We start from the raw sequence: 22554 nt of genomic DNA, 5'->3' as shown, positions 1-22554 counted from the left end.
ACCGTTCCGTCACCCGAAAGGTCCTCGGCCGTCTCTCACTGCCGGAGCGGACCTTCGTCATGGACGCGCTGCGCACCGAGACCGTGGGCGGCGTCCTGCTGCTGATCGCGGCGATCGCCGCGCTGCTCTGGGCGAACATCCCCGCGCTGCACCACAGTTACGAGGCCGTCAGCCACTACCACCTGGGCCCCTCGGCCCTCGGCCTGCATCTGTCGGTCGAGCACTGGGCCGCCGACGGACTGCTCACCCTCTTCTTCTTCGTCGCCGGCATCGAGCTCAAGCGGGAACTCGTCGCGGGCGATCTGCGCGACCCCCGCGCCGCCGCCCTGCCGGTCGCCGCCGCGGTGTGCGGCATGGCCGTACCGGCCCTCGTCTACACCCTCACCAGCCTCACCGGCCACGGCTCCGGCGACGGCTGGGCCGTGCCCACCGCGACCGACATCGCCTTCGCGCTCGCCGTGCTCGCCGTCATCGGCACCTCCCTGCCCAGCGCCCTGCGCGCCTTCCTGCTGACGCTCGCCGTCGTCGACGACCTGATCGCCATCCTGATCATCGCGGTGTTCTTCACCGACCGGATCCACCTCGGGGCGCTCGGCGGGGCCGTGCTCGGGCTCGTCGTCTTCTGGCTGCTGCTGCGCAAGGGCGTGACGGGCTGGTACTGGTACGTCCCGCTCGCCCTCGTCATCTGGGCGCTGATGTACAACAGCGGCGTGCACGCCACCGTCGCCGGCGTCGCGATGGGCCTGATGCTGCGCTGCACCGCGCACCCCGAGCGGGGCGAGGAGCACTCCCCGGGCGAGCACGTCGAACATCTCGTGCGGCCGCTCTCCGCGGGGCTCGCGGTGCCGCTGTTCGCGCTGTTCAGTGCCGGTGTCACGGTCTCCGGAGGGGCGCTCGGGGATGTCTTCACCGAGCCCGAGACGCTGGGTGTGGTGCTCGGACTCGTCATCGGCAAGAGCGTCGGCATCTTCGGCGGCACCTGGCTCACGGCCCGCTTCACCAGCGCGTCGCTCAGCGACGATCTCGCCTGGGGCGACGTGTTCGCGGTGTCCGTGCTCTCCGGCATCGGCTTCACCGTGTCGCTGCTCATCGGCGAGCTGGCCTTCGCGGGCGCCCCGGTACTGACCGACGAGGTCAAGGCCGCCGTCCTGATCGGCTCCTTCATCGCCGCCGTCCTCGCCACGGCGCTGCTGAAGATGCGCAACACGCGCTACCGCCGGCTGTGCGAGGCGGAGGAGCGCGACGACGACCAGGACGGCATCCCGGACATCTACGAGGAGGGCAATCCCGCGTACCACCTGCGCATGGCGGAGATCTACGAACAGAAGGCCGCCGAGCACCGCCGGATCGCCCGGACGAAGGCCGCGGAGCAACTCGGGCGTGCCGAAGTGCCGGGCGGGGCAGGCGCGGAGAACGACCGTCCGGCATGATCTGACGGGACGGTACAAAACACGGGACCGTTCGCAGTCAGTACATACGGGCCGAACGAGTCGGCCCCTACCGGCGCGGACGGACCGCGCACACAGGCAGAAGAGGGAGACCGCGATGAGCGCACCCGACGGCAGCCCGGTCGGCGCCGAACGCAGCATCGGCCAGCTGTTCTCGTCGGCGACGGCGGAGTTGTCGGCGCTGGTGCACGACGAGATCGCGCTGGCCAAGGCGCAGCTGAAGCAGGACGTCAAGCGCGGCGCGACCAGCGGCGGCGCGTTCTCCGCGGCCGGCGCGGTGCTGGTGTTCTCGCTGCCGATGCTCAACTTCGCCCTGGCGTACGGCATCCACGCCTGGACCGGCGGCCACAACGGCGAGGGCGGCTGGAACCTCGGCTGGTGCTTCCTGCTGTCCTTCGCCGCGAACGTCCTCATCGCGGCCGTCCTCGCGCTGGTCGGTGTGATCTTCGCGAAGAAGGCCAAGAAGAGCCAGGGCCCGCAGAAGGTCGCCGCGTCGATGAAGGAGACGGCGAACGTGCTCCAGAACGCCAAGCCGCACCCGCGCCCCGAACCCGACACGCTCGACGACCGGGCCCTGGAGGACCGGACCCCCGCGGCCATCGAGGCTGTGGCACGCTCGTCGTCATGACGGACCCCGCCACCCCTTCGGCGCAACCTGCCTCGGTCGTACGCATCGACGTACCCGGCGGCCACAAGGTGACGCACCGGGACGTCGCCGCCAACGGCGCGCGTTTCCACATCGCGGAGCTGGGCGACGGCCCCCTGGTGATGTTCCTGCACGGCTTCCCGCAGTTCTGGTGGGCCTGGCGGCACCAGCTGGTGGCCCTCGCCGACGCCGGTTTCCGCGCGGTCGCGATGGACCTGCGGGGCGTGGGCGGCAGCGACCGCACCCCGCGCGGCTACGACCCCGCCAACCTCGCCCTCGACATCACCGGCGTGGTCCGCTCCCTCGGCGAGCCGGACGCCGCGCTGGTCGGGCACGACCTCGGCGGCTATCTGGCGTGGACGGCCGCCGCGATGCGCCCGAAGCTCGTACGGCGGCTCGCGGTCTCCTCCATGCCGCATCCGCGGCGCTGGCGCTCGGCGATGCTCTCCGACGTCCGCCAGACCTCCGCCGGCTCCTACATCTGGGGCTTCCAGCGCCCGTGGATCCCGGAGCGGCAGCTGACCGCCGACAACGGGGAGCTGGTGGGCCGGCTGATCCGGGAGTGGTCCGGGCCCAACCTGCCGGACGACGACGCCGTGGAGGTCTACCGGCGCGCCATGTGCATCCCGTCGACGGCGCACTGCGCGATCGAGCCGTACCGCTGGATGGTGCGGTCCATGGCCCGGCCGGACGGCATGTTGTTCAACCGGCGCATGAAGCGGCCCGTGCGGGTGCCGACGCTGCATCTGCACGGCTCCCTGGACCCCGTCATGCGCACCCGCTCCGCCGCGGGCTCCGGGGAGTACGTCGAGGCGCCGTACCGCTGGCGGCTCTTCGACGGCCTCGGGCACTTCCCGCACGAGGAGGACCCGGTCGCCTTCTCCTCCGAACTGATCAACTGGCTCAAGGACCCCGAACCGGACCGCTGAGCGCGCTGAGGCGCCCCGTGCGGGGAACGCGGGTGCGCCGGGTGCCCGGACCGCTGGTGCGCCCGGTATGCGGAACAGAACACCTGTTCCTCGAACAGCCACATGCCTGGCGCATAGGCCGATTGGGGGGCCGGGAGGCGGTTATCGACCTTCGGGCAGGGGCAGACGTCGGGGTATGGGCTGGACGCACGACTACAGTGACGCAGCACGCAACCGTCGCTCGGGCAACCTGAGCTCGCAGCGCGGCGCACCGCAGCTGCCGGGCACGGACACCGATCCGCGCGTGGGTATTCCGCATATTCTGCGCCGCCGGGCACGCTGGGTGTCGGTACGGCTGCGTCACTCCCGGGGCTGACGCCACCGGCCGGCCGTCCCGGCGCGGGACCGGCGCCGGCGACCCTTCGTCACAGTGCGCAGCTGTCGCTGTCCACCTGTTCGTTCGCCGTACGGCCCTTCGCGATGTCCTGCTGGATCTCGTCGGAGGTCAGGGCGTAGCCGGTGCTGGCGTCGTCGAGGGACTTCGCGAAGACCACGCCGTACACCTGGCCCTGCGGGGTGAGCAGCGGGCCTCCGGAGTTGCCCTGGCGGACGGTCGCGTAGAGCGAGTACACGTCGCGGCGCACGGTGCCGCGGTGGTAGATGTCCGGGCCGTTGGCGGTGATGCGTCCGCGCACCCGCGCCGAGCGGACGTCGTAGGAGCCGTTCTCGGGGTAGCCGGCGACGATCGCGCTGTCGCCGCTCGCCGCGTCCTTGGACGCGAACCGCAGCGCGCGGGCCTGGAGGTCGGGTACGTCGAGTACGGCGATGTCGCGCTTCCAGTCGTACAGCACGACCTTGGCGTCGTACTTACGGCCCACGCCGCCTATCTGGACGGTGGGCTCGTCGACGCCGCCGACGACATGGGCGTTGGTCATGACGCGGCGGCGGCCGAAGACGAAGCCGCTGCCCTCCAGGACCTTGCCGCAGCTGGTCGCCGTGCCCGTCACCTTGACGATGGACTGCTGGGCCTGCGCGGCCACGGCGCTGCCCGCGAGGGCCGGGTCCGGGGGCTGCACGTCGTTGATCGGCTCGTTGGCGAAGGGGCTGAAGACCTGCGGGAAGCCGTTCTGCGCGAGGACCGAGGAGAAGTCCGCGAACCAGGTGTCGGCCTGCGTGGGCAGCGCGCGGGAGACGCCGAGCAGCACCTTGGAGCTGCGGACCTCCTTGCCGAGGGTGGGCAGGGTGGTCCCGGCGAGCGCGGAGCCGATCAGCCAGGCCACGAGCAGCATCGCCACGACGTTGACCAGGGCGCCGCCGGTCGCGTCCAGGGCGCGCGCCGGGGACCAGGTGATGTACCGGCGCAGCTTGTTGCCGAGGTGGGTGGTGAGCGCCTGGCCCACCGACGCGCACACGATGACCACGACCACGGCCACCACGGCGGCGGTCGGGCTGACCTCGGAGTTGTCGGTCACCGCGTCCCAGATCACCGGCAGGGTGTAGACGGCGAGCAGTCCGCCGCCCAGGAAGCCGATGACCGACAGGATGCCGACGACGAAGCCCTGGCGGTAGCCGACGATCGCGAACCACACGGCGGCGGCCAGCAACAGGATGTCCAGCACATTCACGGCAGCCACCCTGTCATGACCGCCAGTCGAGCGTGACCAGCTTGTCGCGGTCCCACGGACGCTCCCAGCCGGAGTAGTGCAGCAGGCGGTCGATGACCCCGGCGGTGAAGCCCCACACGAGGGTCGATTCGACCAGGAATGCCGGGCCGCGGAAGCCGCTGGGGTGGGTGAGGGTGGCCCGGTGGGCGGGGTCCGTGAGATCCGCCACGGGGACCGTGAAGACGCGGGCCGTCTCGTTCGGGTCGACGACCCCCACCGGGCTGGGCTCGCGCCACCAGCCCAGCACCGGGGTCACCACGAAGCCGCTGACCGGGATGTACAGCGTGGGCAGCACGCCGAACAACTGCACGCCGGCCGGGTCGAGGCCGGTCTCCTCCTCGGCCTCGCGCAGGGCGGCCCGCAGCCGCCCGTCGCCCTTCGGGTCGCCGTCCTCCGGGTCGAGGGCGCCGCCCGGGAAGGACGGCTGCCCCGCGTGCGAGCGCAGGGAGCTCGCCCGCTCCATCAGCAGCAGCTCGGGACCGGTCTCGCCGTCCCCGTCGCCGAAGAGGATGAGGACGGCGGACTGGCGCCCGGCGCCGTCCGCCGGAGGCAGGAAGCGGCTCAGCTGGAGCGGCTGGACGGTCCGCGCGGCGTGCACGACGGGGTCGAGCCAGTCCGGAAGCCCCTCCGTGCTGACCGCCACCGCGCCGCCCTGCGTGTCGCTCACGCGCCCCATCGCCACCCCCGTCGTCCTGCCCTGTCCAACGCCCGGCGTTCCCGAGATCGTTCCGCGGTGCCGGACCCGGGCCCGGACTTCACCCGTTCGGGAAGGAGGCCCCTCATCCGGCCCCCAGCGGCGGGGCCGCCTTGCCGCCCGCGTCGAGATAGGACTGCGGCGGCTTCAGGCGCTGGCCCGGGAAGCCGCCCTTCTCGTACTTCAGCAGCTTCTTCGCCTTCTCCGGGTCCGTCTCGCCCTCGCCGTACGCCGGGCAGAGCGGGGCGATCGGGCAGGCCCCGCAGGCGGGCTTGCGGGCGTGGCAGATGCGCCGACCGTGCCAGATCACATGGTGCGAGAGGTCCGTCCAGTCGCTCTTGGGGAACAGCGCGCCGATCGCCGCCTCGATCTTGTCGGGGTCGGTCTCGGCGGTCCACTCCCAGCGCCGCACCAGCCGCTGGAAGTGCGTGTCGACGGTGATCCCGGGCCGCCCGAACGCGTTGCCCAGCACCACGAAGGCGGTCTTGCGGCCCACCCCGGGCAGCTTGACCAGGTCCTCCAGCTTCCCCGGCACCTCGCCGCCGAAGTCCTCCGCCAGCGCCTTGGACAGCCCTATGACCGACCTGGTCTTGGCCCGGAAGAAGCCGGTGGGCCGGAGGATCTCCTCCACCTCCTCCGGGTTGGCCGCGGCCAGGTCCTCGGGGGTCGGGTACTTGGCGAACAGCGCCGGGGTCGTCTGGTTGACCCGCAGATCGGTGGTCTGGGCGGACAGCACCGTGGCGACGACCAGCTGGAAGGGGTTGTCGAAGTCCAGCTCCGGATGGGCGTACGGGTACACCTCGGCGAGTTCGCGGTCGATCCGGCGGGCGCGCCGCACCAGCGCGGTGCGCGACTCGCCGGCGCGCTTCCCGGCCACGGCCTTCGCGGGGGCCGCCTTCCCGGAGGCCGCCTTCGCCGGGACGGCCTTCGCGGGCGCCGCCTTCTTCGCGGAGGCCGCCTTCTTCGCGGGCGCCTTCTTCACCGCCGCCGTTTTCGCCGCCGCCGTTTTCGCGGTCTTCACCGTTTTCCCGGCACGGTCGGACCTCTGTTCGCCCACAGCGGAATCACGTCGTACTGCCACCCGTCCAGCCCCCTTGGCCTGTGCTCACCGGCGCTTTGGACACCCGGCCAGCCTAGAGCCCGGCACCGACAATCGCCCCGGTCACCGAAGATCGCTCCCCGATTGGCCCCCTGCCGAGTACCTCGGGACACCAGTGCGGCATCCTTGTGACAGATCACACTGTTCGGACCGTCCGGCAAAATGGGGAACACGGCCCCCTGTGTACGTAGGGGGAGCAAGAACCCCTGAGCAGGTCGACAAGGAGAGAACTCGTGGACGACGTTCTGCGGCGCAATCCGCTCTTCGCGGCACTCGACGACGAGCAGGCCGCTGAGCTCCGCGCCTCCATGAGTGAGGTGACCCTCGCGCGCGGCGACTCGCTGTTCCACGAGGGCGACCCCGGTGACCGGCTCTACGTCGTCACCGAGGGCAAGGTCAAGCTGCACCGCACGTCCCCCGACGGCCGCGAGAACATGCTCGCCGTCGTCGGCCCCAGCGAGCTGATCGGCGAGCTGTCGCTGTTCGACCCGGGCCCGCGCACCGCGACCGCCACGGCGCTGACCGAGGCGAAGCTGCTCGGCCTCGGCCACGGCGACCTCCAGCCCTGGCTGAACGCGCGCCCCGAGGTGGCCGGCGCCCTGCTGCGCGCCGTCGCCCGCCGACTGCGCAAGACCAACGACCAGATGTCCGACCTGGTCTTCTCGGACGTCCCGGGCCGTGTGGCGCGCGCCCTGCTGGACCTGTCCCGCCGCTTCGGCGTGCAGTCCGAGGAGGGCATCCACGTCGTCCACGACCTGACCCAGGAGGAGCTGGCCCAGCTGGTCGGCGCGTCCCGGGAGACCGTGAACAAGGCGCTCGCCGACTTCGCGCAGCGCGGCTGGCTGCGGCTGGAGGCGCGCGCGGTGATCCTGCTGGACGTCGAGCGGCTCGCCAAGCGCTCGCGCTGACGCCGCAAGCGGCCCCCGCCCAGGGGGCCGCGGCCCGTGCGCCCACCGGTGCGGCCGAGCGGCCCGCGCGCGGGCGCCCGTGCGCACCCCAGGCGCCCCTTTTCGGCGGCGCACCGCCCCGTCCTGACCCCGCGGACCCGCGCGGGTTGGCACAGTGGCCCCATGGCAGACACGACCCGCAGCAGGGGCCTGGACGCCCAGGGCTACCTGGCACGTGAGGGGTCCCTGGGACAGATCCCGCACGCCTTCCGGCCCGTGGTCGCGGCCGCCCGCGACCGGCTCCTGGACGCGTTCGGGGCCCGCCTGCACAGCGCCTACCTCTACGGGTCCGTCCCGCGCGGCACCGCGCGCGCGGGCCACAGCGACCTGGACCTGCTGGTCGCCCTCCACGACGAACCCGGCGCGCCGGACCGCACCCAGGTGGACGCCCTCGGCGACGCCCTCGACAAGCAGTACCCGCAGATCGACGGCGTGGGGACGATCCTCGTCGGCCGCGCGCGCGTGCTCAGCGAGGGGGAGCGCCACGACCTGGGCTGGTTCGTGGCCTGCCTGTGCACCCCGCTGCTGGGTGAGGACCTCGCCGAGTACCTGCCCCGCTACCGGCCCGACGCGCTGCTCGCCCGCGAGACCAACGGCGACCTCGGCCGCCGACTGCCCCGCTGGCGCGAGCGGATCGCGGCCGCCGACGTCACCCAGGAAGCCCTGCGGCCCCTGGTCCGGTCCCTGTCCCGGCACCTCGTCCGCACCGGCTTCACCCTGGTGATGCCCCGCTGGAACGGCTGGACCAGCGACCTGCACGAGATGGCCGAGGCCTTCGGCGGCTACTACCCCGAGCGGGCCGCGCCGATGCGCGAGGCCGCCGCGTACGGCCTGGAGCCGTCCGGCGACCCCGCCGGGCTCAGGGCGGTACTCGACTCGTACGTCGACGATCTCGGGCCCTGGCTCGCGCGGGAGTACGCGCGCGTGCACGGCGAGAAGGCGGCGCGGCAGGAACTGCCGTGACGCGGTGACCGCCGTACGGCCGGGGGGGGCGGACCCGCTCCGCCGTGCGGCCGGGCGGGCGGACCCGCCAGGGCGTGTCCGACCCCTAGATGAGCCCGTGCTCGCTCAGATAGTCCAGCTGCGCGCGCACCGACAGTTCCGCCGCGGGCCACAAAGAGCGGTCCACGTCCGCGTACACGTGCGCGACGACCTGGGCCGGCAGCCGGTGACCGTTCTCCACGGCCGTCTCCACCTGGGCCAGCCGCGTGGCACGGTGGGCGAGATAGAACTCGACCGCGCCCTGGGCGTCCTCCAGGACCGGCCCGTGACCCGGCAGGACCGTGTGCACGCCGTCGTCGACCGTGAGCGATCTCAGGCGCCGCAGGGAGTCCAGATAGTCGCCCAGCCGCCCGTCGGGGTGCGCGACCATGGTCGTGCCGCGGCCGAGGACGGTGTCCCCGGTCAGCACCGCCCGGTCGGCCGGCAGGTGGAAGCAGAGCGAGTCCGAGGTGTGGCCCGGGGTCGGTACGACCCTCAGCTCCAGCCCACCGACCGTGATCACGTCACCGGCGGCCAGCCCCTCGTCGCCGAGGCGCAGCGCCGGGTCGAGGGCCCGCACCTTGGTGCCGGTCAGCTCCGCGAACCGGGCCGCGCCCTCGGCGTGGTCGGGGTGGCCGTGGGTGAGCAGGGTGAGCGCGACCCGCTTGCCGGCCTTCTCGGCGGTGTCGACGACCGCGCCCAGATGGCCCTCGTCGAGCGGCCCCGGGTCGATCACGACGGCCAGCTCGGAGCCGGGCTCCGAGACGATCCAGGTGTTGGTGCCGTCCAGGGTCATCACGGAGGCGTTCGGCGCGAGGACGTTCACCGCGCGCTCGGTGGCGGGCCCGGAGAGGACCCCGCCCCTCGGCTGGCCGGGCAGTGCTGCCGCTTCGGTCATGCCGGGCCTCCTCCGGTCGGGGCGGTCGGAGCGGTCGGGATGTGCTTGGTGAACTCGTCGTGCCCCGGCCAGGTCAGGACGATCTCTCCCTCGACCAGCCGGGCGCGGGCCAGCACCGGCGTCAGATCGCGCGCCGGAGCCGCGTCGAGCGCCTCCGCGGCCGTGGCGTACGGCAGCAGCTGGCGCAGGGTGGCGATGGTCGGCGGCATCATCGTCAGCTCACCGGAGTCGTAGCCGCCGGCCGCCTGTCCGGGGCGGATCCACACCGTGCGGTCGGCCTCGGTGGACGCGTTGCGGGTCCGCTGGCCCTCGGGGAGGGCGGCGACGAAGAAGAAGGTGTCGTAGCGGCGGGCCTCGAACTCCGGGGTGATCCAGCGGGTCCAGGCGCCCAGCAGGTCCGAGCGCAGGACCAGCCCGCGCCGCTCCAGGAACCCGGCGAAGGACAGCTCCCGCGCCACCAGCGCGGCGCGGTCGGCCTCCCAGTCCTCGCCCGTGGTGTCGCCGACCACCGAGTCCGCGGACTCCCCGGCGAGCAGCACCCCCGCCTCCTCGTACGTCTCCCGTACGGCGGCGCAGACGATCGCCTGGGCGCCCGTCTCGTCCACCCCGAGCCGCTTCGCCCACCACGCGCGCGTGGGGCCCGCCCAGCGCACCTGGTGGTCGTCGTCGCGGGGGTCGACACCGCCGCCCGGATACGCGTACGCGCCTCCGGCGAAGGCCATGGAGGCGCGTCTGCGCAGCATGTGCACGGCGGGACCGGCCGTGGTGTCCTTCAGGAGCATGACCGTGGCCGCCCGCCTGGGCGCGACCGGGGTGAGCGTGCCGTCCGCGAGTCCGCGGATACGCTCCGGCCAGTCCTCGGGGAACCACTGCCCATTCGCCATGGGCGGAGGCTATCCCGTGGTGCGCGAATGTTCGAGAGGGACCCGGGACGGGCCCGGACCGAGGCCGGACCCGAGGTCAGCGGGTCCCTGGCGGCCGAGGGGATCAGGGAACGAGTTCCACCTGGATCTCGACCTCGACCGGCGCGTCCAGGGGCAGCACCGCCACGCCGACCGCGCTGCGCGCGTGCACGCCCTTCTCGCCGAGGACCTCGCCGAGCAGCTCGCTGGCGCCGTTGACGACGCCCGGCTGGCCGGTGAAGTCGGACGCCGAGGCGACGAACCCGACGACCTTCACCACGCGCGCGACGCGGTCCAGGTCGCCGACGACGGACTTGACGGCGGCCAGCGCGTTCAGCGCGCAGGTGCGCGCCAGCTCCTTGGCCTCCTCCGGGGTGACCTCGGCGCCGACCTTGCCGGTGACGGGCAGCTTGCCCTCGACCATGGGCAGCTGCCCGGCGGTGTAGACGTACACGCCGGACTGGACGGCGGGCTGGTACGCGGCGAGCGGCGGCACGACCTCCGGAAGGGTCAGCCCGAGCTCGGCGAGCCTGGTGTCGACGGCGCCCATCACGGCTTCTCCCGCTTCAGGTAGGCCACCAGCTGCTCGGGGTTGTTCGGCCCCGGCACGACCTGGACGAGCTCCCAGCCGTCATCGCCCCAGTTGTCCAGAATCTGCTTCGTGGCATGGACGAGCAGCGGCACGGTTACGTATTCCCACTTGGTCATGTGGCCGACTGTAGCCGCTGCGCACCGCGTCGCCCGACGTGCCGTCGGCCGACCGGGAGGGCAGTTGTCCACAGCCTCCCGCGTAGGTGTCGGCCGGACTGGTTAGGCTCGAAGACGTGAGCAGGCTCCAGGTCGTCAGCGGCAAGGGCGGGACCGGAAAGACGACGGTCGCCGCCGCACTCGCGCTCGCCCTCGCGACGGAGGGGAAACGAACCCTCCTCGTCGAGGTCGAGGGCCGGCAGGGCATCGCCCAGCTCTTCGAGACGGACGCGTTGCCGTACGAAGAGCGGAAGATCGCCGTCGCCTCCGGCGGTGGCGAGGTGTACGCCTTGGCCATCGATCCCGAACTGGCCCTTCTGGACTACCTCCAGATGTTCTACAAACTGGGCAGCGCCGGACGGGCCCTCAAGAAGCTCGGCGCGATCGACTTCGCCACCACCGTCGCGCCCGGCCTGCGGGACGTCCTGCTCACCGGCAAGGCGTGCGAGGCCGTCCGCCGCAAGGACCGCGCCGGCCGGTTCGTGTACGACTACGTGGTCATGGACGCGCCCCCGACGGGCCGGATCACGCGCTTCCTCAACGTCAACGACGAGGTGGCGGGCCTGGCCAAGATCGGCCCGATACACAATCAGGCGCAGGCCGTGATGCGGGTGCTGAAGTCGCCGGAGACCGAGGTGCACCTGGTGTCACTGCTGGAGGAGATGCCCGTCCAGGAGACCGCCGACGGCATCGCCGAACTGCGCACCGCGGGGCTGCCGGTGGGCCGGGTCATCGTGAACATGGTGCGCCCCCAGGTGCTGGACGCGGCCGACCTTGAGCTGTTGCGGACGGTCCCGCGCACCGCCGTCGCCAAGTCGCTGTCGGCGGCGGGGCTCGGCGGGGCCCGCCGCGGCGGGCACGCGGAGAAGCTGGTGGACCCCCTCCTCGCCCAGGCCGAGGAGTACGCCGAGCGCTACGAGCTGGAGCACGAGCAGCGCGCGGTCCTCACCGACCTCGGCCTGCCGCTGCACGAACTGCCGCTGCTCGCCGAGGGCATGGACCTCGCGGGCCTGTACGAACTCGCCACCGAGCTGCGGAAGCAGGGGATGTCATGAGTCCGGACCCGGCCGAGGCGACCCACACCGACCAGGGCGGCGCGCGGCGGCGCCTGTCCCACGCGCGCGTGCTCGACGTCGATCCGCTGCTCGACGATCCGGAGGTCCGGATCGTGGTGTGCTGCGGCTCCGGCGGTGTGGGCAAGACCACGACCGCGGCGGCCCTCGGCCTGCGCGCGGCCGAGCGCGGCCGCAAGGTGGTGGTCCTCACCATCGACCCGGCCCGGCGGCTCGCCCAGTCCATGGGGATCGACTCGCTCGACAACGTGCCGCGCCGGGTGAAGGGCATCGACGACGCGGCCGGCGGCGAACTGCACGCCATGATGCTCGACATGAAGCGCACCTTCGACGAGATCGTCGAGGGGCACGCGGACCGCGAGCGCGCGGACGCCATCCTGAACAACCCCTTCTACCAATCGCTCTCGGCGGGCTTCGCGGGCACGCAGGAGTACATGGCGATGGAGAAGCTGGGCCAGCTGAGGGCCCGGGACGAGTGGGACCTCATCGTCGTGGACACCCCGCCGTCCCGGTCGGCGCTGGACTTCCTGGACGCGCCGAAGCGGCTCGGCTCGTTCCTCGACGGCAAGCTGATCCGGGTGCTGCTCGCGCCCGCGAAGGTCGGCGGCCGCGCGGGCATGAAGTTCCTGAACGTCGGGATGTCGATGATGACCGGTGCGCTGGGCAAGCTGCTCGGCGGGCAGCTGCTCAAGGACGTGCAGACGTTCGTGGCCGCGATGGACTCGATGTTCGGCGGCTTCCGCACGCGCGCGGACGCCACCTACAAACTCCTCCAGGCGCCCGGTACGGCCTTCCTCGTGGTCGCGGCCCCGGAGCGGGACGCGCTGCGCGAGGCGGCGTACTTCGTGGAGCGGCTGGCCGCGGAGAAGATGCCGCTGGTCGGTCTCGTGCTGAACCGGGTGCACGGCAGCGGGGCCGACCGGCTCTCCGCCGACCGGGCGCTCGGGGCCGCGGAAAATCTTGAGGAGCGCGGCATTGTGGATCAGGAGGACGGGAAGGCTGGACTTCGTAACTCTCCCGACACTCACGGCAGTTCAACATCATCGACCGACCCGGCCGCGCCCGTGACATCTGCTCCCGACGGAGGCTCCCCCGCCGCCACGGAGAACGAGGAGAGCACGGCGCGCGCGGACCGCGCGGACCTGGACAAGGAGCGGTCCGTCGATCGGCTCACCACCGGCCTGCTGAGGCTGCACGCCGAGCGGATGCAACTGCTCTCCCGCGAGCAGCGCACGCGCGGCCGCTTCATCGCGCGCCACCCCGAGGTGGCGGTGGTGGAGGTCGCCGCGCTGCCCGGCGACGTGCACGACCTGGAGGGTCTCCGGAACATCGGCGACCGCCTGGCGGCGCACCGGGCGGAACTCCCGGAGCCGGACGCGGAGGCCTGACGGGACCGGCCCGGAGCGAGCGACGGACCGGGCGCGGGCGAACGGCCGGACCACCGGCCCGAAGTGAACGACCGGGCCAACGGCCACCGGGCCGCAAAGAACGGCCGGGCCAGCCGCTGACGAGCGCGGAAGCTCGCCGGAACCGGTCGGCCGGACGGGCCGGAAGCGAACGCGCGGGCCTCACACGGACCTCGCGGACCCCAACACGGACCTCGCGGACCTGACGGACCCCACCGTCGTCCCGAACCGGTCGCGAATGACCGCGAACGGCAGCAGACGGCCACAGGCGGCCGCGGACGCGGGGGCGGACCCGCTGGGCCCGGCGTCTCCGGTCGGCCGGAGACGGGGGCCGGACGGGGGCCGCGCCTCACCCCACCGCGGCGTAGTTCTCGTAGACCTCGTCGTTGTCGAGGGGAATGATGCCGACCCCTCGCTCGTACTCGCTGCGCGCGGTCTCCAGGAGCCGGCGCCAGGAGGTCACGGTGGGCCGCCTGCGCAGCAGCGCGCGGCGCTCCCGCTCCGTCATGCCTCCCCACACGCCGAACTCGACGCGGTTGTCCAGCGCGTCCGCCAGGCACTCCGTGCGCACCGGGCAGCCGGTGCACACCGCCTTGGCCCTGTTCTGCGCTGCTCCCTGAACGAACAGTTCATCCGGATCGGTAGTGCGGCAGGCCGCCTGCGCACTCCAGTCGGTTACCCAGCCCATACCGGCGCCGTCCTCTCCCGAATCGAGGCTCCCCCACGGCGGCAGCGGCATATTCACCGCCGCCAGTTGAGGACGTTACGGAAGGTGGGCACAGCGCAACACCCCCTTCGGGCCCAATCTTGAATGGCCCGAACGGACTATGGGTAAGCGGCAGATCACCCGCGGGAGTGAGCTGGCGACATGCGTGATCATCCCGGCATACCGGGACAGCTGCGGCGCGTCACAACGGACGCCGGATGACACACAAGGCGGATTCGGACACGTTCTCCACACGACCGGCCGGGTCTCTCACGAAGCCGCCGGGTCACTCCGGAAACGGCTTCCGACCCGGCTTCCCGGCCCGGTTCGGGCCCCGCCGAAAGACTTTGGCGAGATCCGGAACGATGCGAGGCCGCCGGACGTATTGATACGTGACCGCACTGCTGTGACAGTTGAGAGCAGCTTAGGCCAAGGCATATACCCGTGTCCGGCGAATGAGAACGTAGGCTGCCCCCATGCCAAAGAAGCGCTCGGGCGGTGGTCTGTCGGTGACCCAGCAGGCCGCCAAGTTCCTCGGTGTCAGTGTGCTCGCGGGAGCCGTGATGGCCGGTATCGCCCTGCCGGCGGCCGGCGCCCTCGGTCTCGCGGCCAGAGGTTCGGTCCAGGGATTCGACGACATCCCGGCCAATCTCAAGAGCCCGCAGCTGAGCCAGCGCACCACGATCCTCGACAGCAAGGGCAACCAGATCGCGCAGGTCTACTCCCGTGACCGCACGGTGGTGAACCTCAAGGACATCTCGCCGTACATGCAGAAGGCGATCGTCGCGATCGAGGACTCGCGCTTCTACCAGCACGGCGCGATCGACCTGAAGGGCGTGCTCCGCGCCCTGAACAAGAACGCGCAGAGCGGCGGGGTCTCCGAGGGCGCCTCCACGCTCACCCAGCAGCTGGTGAAGAACTACTTCATCGAGGAGGCGGGCGACGACCCGACGAAGGTCGCGCAGGCCACCCAGCAGACCATCGGCCGCAAGGTCAAGGAGCTGAAGTACGCCATCCAGCTCGAGGAGAAGCTCGGGAAGAAGAAGATCCTCGAGAACTACCTCAACATCACCTTCTTCGGTGAGCAGGCGTACGGCGTCGAGGCGGCCTCCCAGCGCTACTTCTCCAAGCACGCCAAGGACCTGAACCTCCAGGAGTCGGCCCTCCTCGCCGGCATCGTCCAGTCGCCCAGCCGGTACGACCCGGTCAACGACGAGGAGGAGGCCACCAAGCGCCGCAACACGGTGCTCGCGCGGATGGCCGAGGTCGGCGACATCTCGAAGGCGGAGGCGCAGGCCGCGGAGGCGAAGCCGCTCGGCCTGCATGTCACCCAGCCCAAGAACGGCTGCATCACGGCCACCAAGGGCGCGGCCTTCTTCTGCAAGTACGTGGAGAACGTCTTCCTGTCCGACCCGGTCTTCGGCAAGACCCGGGAGGAGCGGGCGGCGATCTGGAACCAGGGCGGCCTGACCATCCGCACCACCCTGGACCCGCAGTCCCAGGACTCGGTGCAGGCGTCCCTCAAGGACCACGTCTACAAGTCGGACAAGGTCGCGGCCGCCGCCACCCTGGTGGAGCCCGGCACCGGCAAGATCCTGGCGATGGGCCAGTCGAAGCCGTACGGCTACGGCAAGAACGAGACCGAGTACAACTACTCGGTCAACCAGGACATGGGCGGCTCGAACTTCGGCTTCCCGACCGGTTCGACGTTCAAGCCGTTCGTCGCCGCGGCCGCCCTGGAGGGCGGCAAGTCCGCGACGCAGGCGTACTCGTCGCCGTACAAGATGTCGTACCCGAGTCCGGTGCAGACGTGCAGCAGCAAGTCCTGGCTCAACGACAAGGGCTACACGGTCGAGAACGAGAGCGAGTCCGAGGTCGGGCCGTACCAGATGAAGACGGCGATGGCGAAGTCCGTGAACACGTACTTCGTCCAGCTGATCTCCGACATCGGCCTGTGCCCCGTGGTGAAGATGACCGACGCGCTGCACGTGGTGCAGGGTGACGGCAAGAAACTTCCGGAGAGCCCGTCGATCGCGCTCGGCGCGGTGGGCCTGTCCCCGCTGACGATGGCGAGCGCGTACGCCGCCTTCGCCGACGAGGGCATGTACTGCACCCCGATCGCCATCGAGTCGATCACCCAGAAGATCGGCGACAAGGAGAAGTCGCTCGACGTGCCGAAGTCCACGTGCTCGCGCGCGATGAGCACGCAGACCGCCGACACCGTCAACACGCTGCTGCGCGGCGTGATCGACTCCGGTACGGGCCAGCAGGCCGGCCTCACCGACCGGGAGAGCGCGGGCAAGACCGGTACCACGGACGAGCGCAAGAACGCCTGGTTCGTCGGCTACACCCCGAACCTCGCGGGCGCCGTCTGGGTCGGCAGCGCCAAGCAGAACGTCTCGATGACCAACATCAGCATCGGCGGCGTCTGGCACGAGCAGGTCTACGGCGCCGACACCCCCGGACCGATCTGGAAGGACGCCATGACCGGCGCCCTCCAGGGCAAGCCCGCCCAGAACTTCAACCTCGTCAACATCCCGGACGACAACAGCAAGGACAAGGGCAAGCACGACGGCGACAACAACGGGGACAACGGCGGCAACAACGACGGCGGCGGCTTCATCGCGGGCCTGACCGACGGCGGGGCCGGCGGCTCCACCCCGACCCCGACGATCTCCCTGCCGGACGGCTTCATCCAGGGCCGCAACAGCGGGGGCAACGGGAACGGCGGCAACCGTGGCTGAGCCGCTGCCGCCGGGCTCGGCCGGGTGAACGCGCGGGTGGGTGAACGCGCCGGCATCTGAGGCGCAGGTACGTGAACGCGAAGGGGCCGCACCGGGAGGTGCGGCCCCTTCTGCTGTGGCTGTCGCGCCGCAGGCCGTGGCAGTCGCCGCAGGCCGCGGCTGTCGCCGTACACCGTGGCAGTCGCCGTACGCCGATCGCCTCGCCTCCGGCGGTCAGCCGGCGAGGAGCTTCTTCACCGCGGCGGCGACCCGGCCGCCCTCGGCCTGACCCGCCACCTTGGGGTTCACGATCTTCATGACGGCACCCATGGCGCGCGGCCCCTCGGCACCGGCCGTCTTCGCCTCCTCGACGGCCTGCGCGACGATCGCGTCCAGCTCGTCGTCGCCCAGCTGCTTGGGCAGGTACGCGGCGAGCACCTCGCCCTCCTCCGTCTCCCGCTTGGCCTGCTCGGGGCGGTTGCCCGCGGCGAAGGCGTCGGCCGCCTCGCGGCGCTTCTTCGCCTCCCTGGTGATCACCTTCAGCACCTCGTCGTCGGAGAGCTCGCGCTTCTCCTTGCCCGCGACCTCCTCCTTGGTGATCGCGGAGAGGGTCAGCCGGAGCGTGGAGGAGCGGAGCTCGTCGCGCGCCTTGATCGCTGCGTTGAGGTCGTCGTGCAGCTTCGACTTGAGCGTGGTGGTCATGGATCGATTGTCGCAGGTGCACCACGGCCGCCGCCCGCGGATTTCGGGCCCCCGCCCGCCGGGGGGCGCGGGGTCCGGCGTCATGGACGGGTCTGACACGATGGGCGCATGCGCGCGCGATACGGAGTACCCCTGGGCATCACGGCGGTCGCGGCCGCCGGTCTCGCTTACTCGGCCGGTTTCGAGGTCCGTTCCTTCCGGCTGCGGCGGGTGACCGTCCCGGTGCTGCCGTCGGGGATGCGCCCGATGCGCGTCCTCCAGGTCTCCGACATCCACATGGTCGGCGGCCAGCGCAAGAAGCAGCGGTGGCTGCGCTCGCTGGCGGGCCTGCGCCCCGACTTCGTGATCAACACCGGCGACAACCTGTCGGACCCGGAGGGCGTGCCCGAGGTGCTGGACGCGCTCGGTCCGCTGATGGAGTTCCCCGGCGCGTACGTCTTCGGCTCCAACGACTACTACGGCCCCAAGCTGCGCAACCCCGCGCGCTACCTGCTGGAGAAGACCAGCGGCCGCCACGGGCTGAACGGCAACGCGCCGGCGGTCGGCGCGATCCACAACCCGTGGGAGGACCTGCGCGACGGCTTCGACACGGCGGGCTGGCTGAACCTGACCAACACGCGCGGTGTGCTGAAGGTCGAGGGCGTGTCCGTGGAGCTGACGGGCCTGGACGACCCGCACATCAAGCGCGACCGCTACGCGCAGGTGGCCGGCGGCCCCTCGGACGCGGCCGACTTCTCGATGGGCGTGGTGCACGCGCCGTACCTGCGCGTCCTGGACTCGTACACGGCGGACGCGTACCCGCTGATCCTCGCGGGTCACACCCACGGCGGGCAGCTCTGCATCCCCTTCTACGGCGCCCTCGTCACCAACTGCGACCTGGACACGGACCGCGTGAAGGGCCTGTCCCGGCACACGGCGGAGGGCAGGACGTCGTACCTGCACGTCTCGGCGGGCTGCGGCACCAACCGCTACACGCCGGTCCGCTTCGCGTGCCCGCCGGAGGCGACCCTGCTGACGCTGGTGAGCCGGGACTGATCACCCGCACGCCACACCCGGATGGTCCGATATACCCCCCATGCCTAGCTTGGGGGATATGACCGCCCCCATACCCAGGGACCTCCCGGACATCCCCGCGATACCGGGCATACCCAAGCTGATGCCGTCGTCCGTCCCGGCCTCGGCCGTGATGACGCCCCTGCGCCGCCCGTTCGTCGCGGTCTTCCGCCTCATGGTCGCCCTGGCGGCGGCCGGCGCGGCCGCCCTGGCGTTCCTGCTCGGGGACTGGACCCAGGCTCTCTGCTACTTCTCCGTGCAGAGCGCGATCCTGCTGGCGCTGACGTTCGCGGTCTCGGCCCGCAGGGCGTGGACGGCGCGCCGCCCGGTCTCCCCGGCCCTGACCGGAGCCGTACTCCTCTACGCGGCGATCACGACGCTCGTCTTCCACCTGCTGCCCAGCCACCTGACGCCGGTCTTCGCGCTCCCCCTCCCCGCGAAGCCCCCGGCCCCCAGCCTGGCGCAGACCCTCGCGAACCACGCCCTGCACACGGCGGTCCCCCTGGCGGCGGTGGCGGACTGGCTCTTCCTGACGACGCCCGGCCGGCTGCACCTGCGGCAGGCGGCGGCGTGGATGGTGTATCCCGTGGTCTACCTGGCCTTCACGCTGGCCCGCGGCGCGCTCCTCAGCCCCGACGCGCCGGCCCGCTACCTCTATCCCTTCCTCGACGTCGACGGGCACGGCTACAAGCACATCCTGGGCAACGCCCTCCTCCTGGGCCTCTCCTTCTACGCCCTGGCGGTCCTTCTGATCGCCCTGGACCACGCCCGCCCGAACCCGATCCGGCACCACGCCAAAACCGGATTTCGTCTCCAGCCACCAGTGGGCTAAAGTAAACGTCGTCGCCGCGACAAGCAGCGACATCGGGGTGTAGCGCAGCTTGGCAGCGCGCTTCGTTCGGGACGAAGAGGTCGTGGGTTCAAATCCCGCCACCCCGACGCTGGTCAGAGGGCCGATCGCAGAAATGCGGTCGGCCCTCTGTCGTGCTCGGGGGCCAAACAGGGGGCCAAACGATTTTGATCAGGCCACCGCGTCGCCCGCTTCGTCGTCCGCCGCGGTACTCCCTTCCTGATCTTCGGCGAAGATGTCGTCCATTGCTTCGGCACCCTGCGTGATCACGGGCCGGAGCTGCTTGCGGTAGACCGCCTCTGTGGTCGCCTGGCTGCTGTGACCGACCAAGAGCGCGATCCGTTCCAGCGGGATGCCGTGGTCGGAGAGCAGAGACACGAAGCTGTGCCGGAGCTCCCGCGGCGTCCACTCAGGCTTCAGGCCCGCCCTCTTCGTAATGGCCTTGAAGTCGCGCCGGACGTTGGCCGCGTCGAGCGGCTCACCGCTCCGGGTGGTGAATACGCGACTGGTCGGGCTCCACTCCATCCCGCTCGCGGCCCGCTCCTGCTTCTGCCATCGCATGTGCTCTTCGAGGACGTCGACCACCTGCTTCGGCAGGGCGATGGTCCGGCGGCTCTTCCTGGTCTTGGTCTCACCGTGCTTGCGCACCGAGCGCCACACCGCGACGTGAGGCGGGATGCCGTCCGTCGTCTCCAGGAAGACGTGATCCCAGGTGAGGGGCCGCGCCTCTTCTGTGCGCACACCACTGAGGAGCGAGAGGACGAGGTAGGCGTACAGCCGTGACGGGCGCGCGGCCGAGAGCACGGCTTTCGCCTGCTCCAAGTTCAGCGCCTTGCTCGGACGGCCGGGGCGCCCCTCCGGTGCGGTGACGAGTAAGGCGACGTTCCGCGCGGCCTTGTCCCTGCGCTGAGCGTGCGCGATGGAGCGGCGCAGGATGGCGAGCAGGTCACGCAGGCTTCGCGTAGCCAGGAATTCGGCCCTGTCGTCCAACCAGTCGTCCACGTCGTCCGCGCTGAGTTCCTTCAGCTTGGCCTTGCCGATGAAGGGGATCAGGTGCTTGTTCGCCATCGAGCGGTTCTTGCCGATGGTGCCCTTCTCGTCGCGCCCCTTCAGCCCGCGTTCCAACCAGTCGTTCACCGCGTCGGCCACGGTGTAGTTGGCGGGCGCCTTGACCCCCGTCTGCACCTCCTTCTTCAAGTCCCGGATCTTCTGGCGGACTTCGGTCTTCGTCTTGCCGTACACCTTCGGCCGACGACGCTTGCCGTTCGGGCCGTGTCCCAGGGAGACGGCCCCCACGAAACTCTTCTTGGCCGGGTCCCAGTAGATGGTGTCCGCACCGTGGCCGGCCCTTTGTGCGCGCTTCGGGGTGTCGGTCATGCTCTGTCGTTCCTCCGTAGGACAGGGCCGCGCCCTGTGGACGCGGCCCTGTGGAAATCGGGTGGTGGAAGGTTCAGGCGATGGCTTCTGCCTCGCTCTTGAGGAGTTCGACGTACCGCTCGATGTAGTCCGGCGGCACGAGACGGCGACGGCCTATGCGGACGGTCTGAAGCCGACCGAGGCGGATTTCCTCGTAGACCTGCGAGCGGCCGATGCCCAGCGCCGCCGCGGCTTCTTCCGGTCGGTACAGGAGCCGCTCTGCGGGAGCGGCGAGCGTGACGCTCATTCCGGAGTGCCTCCTAGGCAGGGTCCTTGGGGCCTTCTCAGGAGTCCGCTACATCCGCTACGCCGCTACATCGCAGGTCAGCGGGGGTGTTTGTGTAGCGGACGCGCGGGATGTAGCGGCTACGGCGCCGCGTCGGAGACGTGACCGTAGCCGCTACATCAGGGGCTTGCCGCTACAGGTTTTAGGTCTCTGACCTGGGGTGTAGCGGGTGTAGCGGATGTAGCGGACCTACGGGGACGGGGACGGGGGCGGGCAGTAGCGGGCCCACGCGTCTTCCAGGTCTTCGCTGTAGTAGCCCTTGAGGACTCCTCCGGCCGTGCGGATGTTCCGTGAGGCGACGGGAGTTCCGTCCGCGGTGACGTACTGGCTGAGCATCTTGGACAGGCGCCGGTTGTCGAGTGCCTTGCCGTCGAGGTCGGCCCATGGGGCGTCATCAAGGGCGTTGAGCCTGTCGAGTACGGCGATGGTGGGCAGGCGGTCGACGCCCACCATGACGTGGTCGCGCAGGTCGGTCAGGAGGCGGATGCCGATGCTGCCCTTGTCGTTGACCTGGGATGCCTTGACCAGCTCCGCGCAGGCTTCGCGGGCGCGCTTGGGCCAGTCGCCCCCGACCGCGTCCGCGACGGCGAGCAGGGGTTCCCATACGTCCGCCGGCCGGTCGGTGACGCCTTCGGGCATCTCCGGCCAGGCGCCCATGACGAACCCGCGGGCGGCTTCGGCCCATGCGGCGAGCTGGTCGCGCAGGGCGAAGCCTTCCTTTTCGTGGATGCGCGAGCGGTACGGCTCCGCCTTCTCGTTCCGGGCCCGCCGGCGCATTCGGATGATGACCGAGCGGGTCAGGATCGTGTCGGGCAGCGAGCCGAGACCGGCCACCGCCACGGCGGTGTAGGACGGGAACGCCTGCACGGTCTGGTTGGCTCCGTCCCCGACGCACCGGTACATGACCTTGCCGCGTCGGTGTCCGGCGTTGATGAAGCCGCGGAGCTGTTCGTTCTCTCCGGCCTTGGGGCCGAAGATGGTGTCGATCTCGTCGAACAGGATCGTGGGGCGCTTGCCGTCGACCCCGGACACCGCGCGGAACAGGGCGGCGGCGGACGCGTCGACTGCGGCCATCGGGTTCGGTACGAGGGTTTCCACGATCTCCAGTGCCCGTGACTTCCCGGACCCCGGTTCGGGGCTGAGGAAGGCGAGACGGGGGGTGGACTCGAAGCAGTCGAGCAGGTGGGCGTGCGCGTCCCACAGAGTTACAGCCGTATAGGCGGCTTCGGTGGGGAAGACGTTGAAGCGCCGGTGGAAGGCTTCCACCTCATCGAGCAGGGCGGCGCCGTCGATGGCGGACGGGGCTGGGGTCTGGTCAGTCATGCTGCCCGTCCTTCCTGGAAGTTGCGGGGCAGGCAGGTGGCGCGGGGCCCGTCGTCGTCCTGCGGGTCAGTACCAAGAGCAG

The 22554-nt window shown here is 71.1% G+C and carries 23 protein-coding genes and 1 tRNA gene; 12 read left to right on the top strand and 12 right to left on the bottom strand.

Annotation, left to right across the window (positions count from 1 at the left end; genetic code table 11):
- Positions 1-59: 59 nt before the first annotated feature.
- The 4 genes from nhaA to WN71_RS42485 all read left to right on the top strand — a co-directional run bounded on the left by nhaA (position 60) and on the right by WN71_RS42485 (position 3378).
- Entirely contained in the window at positions 60-1430 is a 1371-nt protein-coding gene (nhaA, locus tag WN71_RS02135; RefSeq protein WP_420856441.1) for a Na+/H+ antiporter NhaA, read from the top strand.
- 115 nt (positions 1431-1545) lie between these two features.
- Entirely contained in the window at positions 1546-2076 is a 531-nt protein-coding gene (locus WN71_RS02130; RefSeq protein WP_046581533.1) for a phage holin family protein, read from the top strand.
- Complete coding sequence (locus WN71_RS02125) at positions 2073-3023, top strand: alpha/beta fold hydrolase (protein WP_046581531.1); 951 nt, start codon at positions 2073-2075, stop codon at positions 3021-3023. The genes WN71_RS02130 and WN71_RS02125 overlap by 4 nt, the downstream gene beginning before the upstream one ends.
- Before the next feature lie 175 nt (positions 3024-3198).
- Positions 3199-3378: a hypothetical protein gene (locus WN71_RS42485; RefSeq protein ID WP_079177587.1), complete on the top strand. Its 180-nt coding sequence runs from the start codon at positions 3199-3201 to the stop codon at positions 3376-3378.
- Positions 3379-3427: 49 nt separating this feature from the next.
- Here the strand turns inward: WN71_RS42485 and WN71_RS02120 are convergent, their stop codons facing one another.
- The 3 genes from WN71_RS02120 to nth all read right to left on the bottom strand — a co-directional run bounded on the left by WN71_RS02120 (position 3428) and on the right by nth (position 6381).
- On the bottom strand, positions 3428-4627 hold the full coding sequence (locus WN71_RS02120) for a MarP family serine protease (protein WP_046581529.1): 1200 nt from the start codon (positions 4625-4627) through the stop codon (positions 3428-3430).
- 13 nt (positions 4628-4640) lie between these two features.
- On the bottom strand, positions 4641-5342 hold the full coding sequence (locus WN71_RS02115; RefSeq protein ID WP_046581628.1) for an NUDIX hydrolase: 702 nt from the start codon (positions 5340-5342) through the stop codon (positions 4641-4643).
- A 103-nt stretch (positions 5343-5445) separates the two neighbouring features.
- The gene (nth, locus tag WN71_RS02110) at positions 5446-6381 is read right to left on the bottom strand and encodes an endonuclease III (protein ID WP_107469536.1); all 936 of its coding nucleotides are present in this window, start codon (positions 6379-6381) and stop codon (positions 5446-5448) included.
- A gap of 311 nt (positions 6382-6692) precedes the next feature.
- Between nth and WN71_RS02105 the strand changes: the two genes are divergently transcribed.
- Positions 6693-7367, top strand: a complete 675-nt coding sequence (locus WN71_RS02105) for a Crp/Fnr family transcriptional regulator (protein WP_046581525.1) — start codon at positions 6693-6695, stop codon at positions 7365-7367.
- Between the two features lie 162 nt (positions 7368-7529).
- Positions 7530-8369 (top strand): nucleotidyltransferase domain-containing protein, encoded by an 840-nt coding sequence (locus tag WN71_RS02100; protein ID WP_046581524.1) that lies wholly within the window; start codon positions 7530-7532, stop codon positions 8367-8369.
- An 85-nt stretch (positions 8370-8454) separates the two neighbouring features.
- Here WN71_RS02100 and WN71_RS02095 read toward each other — a convergent pair whose 3' ends face one another.
- The 4 genes from WN71_RS02095 to WN71_RS40655 all read right to left on the bottom strand — a co-directional run bounded on the left by WN71_RS02095 (position 8455) and on the right by WN71_RS40655 (position 10895).
- Positions 8455-9285 carry an MBL fold metallo-hydrolase gene (locus tag WN71_RS02095; protein ID WP_046581522.1) on the bottom strand — a complete coding sequence of 277 codons (831 nt, stop codon included), beginning with the start codon at positions 9283-9285 and terminating at the stop codon, positions 8455-8457.
- Positions 9282-10169 (bottom strand): NUDIX hydrolase, encoded by an 888-nt coding sequence (locus WN71_RS02090; RefSeq protein WP_046581520.1) that lies wholly within the window; start codon positions 10167-10169, stop codon positions 9282-9284. The genes WN71_RS02095 and WN71_RS02090 overlap by 4 nt, the downstream gene beginning before the upstream one ends.
- A gap of 103 nt (positions 10170-10272) precedes the next feature.
- Complete coding sequence (locus WN71_RS02085; RefSeq protein WP_046581518.1) at positions 10273-10737, bottom strand: RidA family protein; 465 nt, start codon at positions 10735-10737, stop codon at positions 10273-10275.
- The gene (locus WN71_RS40655; RefSeq protein ID WP_107469535.1) at positions 10737-10895 is read right to left on the bottom strand and encodes a Sp36 family protein; all 159 of its coding nucleotides are present in this window, start codon (positions 10893-10895) and stop codon (positions 10737-10739) included. The genes WN71_RS02085 and WN71_RS40655 overlap by 1 nt, the downstream gene beginning before the upstream one ends.
- Positions 10896-11011: 116 nt before the next feature.
- On the opposite strand from WN71_RS40655, the gene bagA reads away from it, so the two are divergent.
- Both bagA and bagB read left to right on the top strand, forming a co-directional pair.
- Entirely contained in the window at positions 11012-11989 is a 978-nt protein-coding gene (gene bagA / locus WN71_RS02080; RefSeq protein ID WP_046581516.1) for an ATPase BagA, read from the top strand.
- Positions 11986-13395, top strand: coding sequence for an ATPase BagB (bagB, locus tag WN71_RS02075; protein ID WP_046581515.1), 1410 nt, complete (start codon positions 11986-11988; stop codon positions 13393-13395). The genes bagA and bagB overlap by 4 nt, the downstream gene beginning before the upstream one ends.
- A gap of 367 nt (positions 13396-13762) precedes the next feature.
- Here the strand turns inward: bagB and wblA are convergent, their stop codons facing one another.
- Positions 13763-14101 carry a transcriptional regulator WblA gene (wblA, locus tag WN71_RS02070; protein ID WP_046581513.1) on the bottom strand — a complete coding sequence of 113 codons (339 nt, stop codon included), beginning with the start codon at positions 14099-14101 and terminating at the stop codon, positions 13763-13765.
- Between the two features lie 494 nt (positions 14102-14595).
- Here wblA and WN71_RS02065 point away from each other — a divergent pair, with 494 nt between their 5' ends.
- The gene (locus tag WN71_RS02065) at positions 14596-16863 is read left to right on the top strand and encodes a transglycosylase domain-containing protein (RefSeq protein ID WP_046581511.1); all 2268 of its coding nucleotides are present in this window, start codon (positions 14596-14598) and stop codon (positions 16861-16863) included.
- Positions 16864-17076: 213 nt separating this feature from the next.
- Here the strand turns inward: WN71_RS02065 and WN71_RS02060 are convergent, their stop codons facing one another.
- Positions 17077-17544, bottom strand: coding sequence for a GatB/YqeY domain-containing protein (locus tag WN71_RS02060; protein ID WP_046581509.1), 468 nt, complete (start codon positions 17542-17544; stop codon positions 17077-17079).
- A gap of 108 nt (positions 17545-17652) precedes the next feature.
- On the opposite strand from WN71_RS02060, the gene WN71_RS02055 reads away from it, so the two are divergent.
- The 3 genes from WN71_RS02055 to WN71_RS02045 all read left to right on the top strand — a co-directional run bounded on the left by WN71_RS02055 (position 17653) and on the right by WN71_RS02045 (position 19536).
- Positions 17653-18579, top strand: coding sequence for a metallophosphoesterase (locus WN71_RS02055; RefSeq protein ID WP_046581503.1), 927 nt, complete (start codon positions 17653-17655; stop codon positions 18577-18579).
- 58 nt (positions 18580-18637) lie between these two features.
- Positions 18638-19429 carry a Pr6Pr family membrane protein gene (locus WN71_RS02050; RefSeq protein ID WP_046581501.1) on the top strand — a complete coding sequence of 264 codons (792 nt, stop codon included), beginning with the start codon at positions 18638-18640 and terminating at the stop codon, positions 19427-19429.
- Between the two features lie 33 nt (positions 19430-19462).
- A tRNA-Pro gene (locus WN71_RS02045) sits at positions 19463-19536 on the top strand.
- Positions 19537-19618: 82 nt separating this feature from the next.
- On the opposite strand, the gene WN71_RS02040 is transcribed toward WN71_RS02045, so the two are convergent.
- From WN71_RS02040 to WN71_RS02030, 3 genes are all read right to left on the bottom strand, one after another.
- Positions 19619-20824: a site-specific integrase gene (locus WN71_RS02040; RefSeq protein ID WP_046581500.1), complete on the bottom strand. Its 1206-nt coding sequence runs from the start codon at positions 20822-20824 to the stop codon at positions 19619-19621.
- A 73-nt stretch (positions 20825-20897) separates the two neighbouring features.
- On the bottom strand, positions 20898-21110 hold the full coding sequence (locus WN71_RS02035) for a helix-turn-helix domain-containing protein (protein WP_046581498.1): 213 nt from the start codon (positions 21108-21110) through the stop codon (positions 20898-20900).
- A gap of 228 nt (positions 21111-21338) precedes the next feature.
- A complete protein-coding gene (locus WN71_RS02030) occupies positions 21339-22472 on the bottom strand; it encodes a DUF3631 domain-containing protein (RefSeq protein WP_046581497.1) in 1134 nt (377 codons plus the stop codon).
- Positions 22473-22554 lie beyond the last annotated feature (82 nt).

Source organism: Streptomyces mangrovisoli (genome assembly GCF_000974985.2).
Taxonomy (GTDB): domain Bacteria; phylum Actinomycetota; class Actinomycetes; order Streptomycetales; family Streptomycetaceae; genus Streptomyces; species Streptomyces mangrovisoli.
The sequence above is the reverse complement of the archived record's forward strand: the minus strand, read 5'-3'. Positions and strand labels throughout refer to the sequence as shown.

Bases quoted from the DNA above. Each gene is read 5' to 3' on its own strand.
- WN71_RS02065 (WP_046581511.1), top strand. From the start codon at position 14,596: ATGCCAAAGAAGCGCTCGGGCGGTGGTCTGTCGGTGACCCAGCAGGCC.
- WN71_RS02085 (WP_046581518.1), bottom strand. From the start codon at position 10,737: ATGGGCGCCGTCGACACCAGGCTCGCCGAGCTCGGGCTGACCCTTCCG.
- wblA (WP_046581513.1), bottom strand. From the start codon at position 14,101: ATGGGCTGGGTAACCGACTGGAGTGCGCAGGCGGCCTGCCGCACTACC.
- WN71_RS02030 (WP_046581497.1), bottom strand. From the start codon at position 22,472: ATGACTGACCAGACCCCAGCCCCGTCCGCCATCGACGGCGCCGCCCTG.
- WN71_RS40655 (WP_107469535.1), bottom strand. From the start codon at position 10,895: ATGACCAAGTGGGAATACGTAACCGTGCCGCTGCTCGTCCATGCCACG.
- WN71_RS02055 (WP_046581503.1), top strand. From the start codon at position 17,653: ATGCGCGCGCGATACGGAGTACCCCTGGGCATCACGGCGGTCGCGGCC.
- WN71_RS02050 (WP_046581501.1), top strand. From the start codon at position 18,638: ATGACCGCCCCCATACCCAGGGACCTCCCGGACATCCCCGCGATACCG.
- WN71_RS02115 (WP_046581628.1), bottom strand. From the start codon at position 5,342: ATGGGGCGCGTGAGCGACACGCAGGGCGGCGCGGTGGCGGTCAGCACG.
- WN71_RS02130 (WP_046581533.1), top strand. From the start codon at position 1,546: ATGAGCGCACCCGACGGCAGCCCGGTCGGCGCCGAACGCAGCATCGGC.
- WN71_RS02090 (WP_046581520.1), bottom strand. From the start codon at position 10,169: ATGGCGAATGGGCAGTGGTTCCCCGAGGACTGGCCGGAGCGTATCCGC.
- nhaA (WP_420856441.1), top strand. From the start codon at position 60: ATGGACGCGCTGCGCACCGAGACCGTGGGCGGCGTCCTGCTGCTGATC.
- WN71_RS02100 (WP_046581524.1), top strand. From the start codon at position 7,530: ATGGCAGACACGACCCGCAGCAGGGGCCTGGACGCCCAGGGCTACCTG.
- WN71_RS42485 (WP_079177587.1), top strand. From the start codon at position 3,199: ATGGGCTGGACGCACGACTACAGTGACGCAGCACGCAACCGTCGCTCG.
- bagB (WP_046581515.1), top strand. From the start codon at position 11,986: ATGAGTCCGGACCCGGCCGAGGCGACCCACACCGACCAGGGCGGCGCG.
- WN71_RS02040 (WP_046581500.1), bottom strand. From the start codon at position 20,824: ATGACCGACACCCCGAAGCGCGCACAAAGGGCCGGCCACGGTGCGGAC.
- WN71_RS02035 (WP_046581498.1), bottom strand. From the start codon at position 21,110: ATGAGCGTCACGCTCGCCGCTCCCGCAGAGCGGCTCCTGTACCGACCG.
- WN71_RS02125 (WP_046581531.1), top strand. From the start codon at position 2,073: ATGACGGACCCCGCCACCCCTTCGGCGCAACCTGCCTCGGTCGTACGC.
- WN71_RS02095 (WP_046581522.1), bottom strand. From the start codon at position 9,285: ATGACCGAAGCGGCAGCACTGCCCGGCCAGCCGAGGGGCGGGGTCCTC.
- WN71_RS02060 (WP_046581509.1), bottom strand. From the start codon at position 17,544: ATGACCACCACGCTCAAGTCGAAGCTGCACGACGACCTCAACGCAGCG.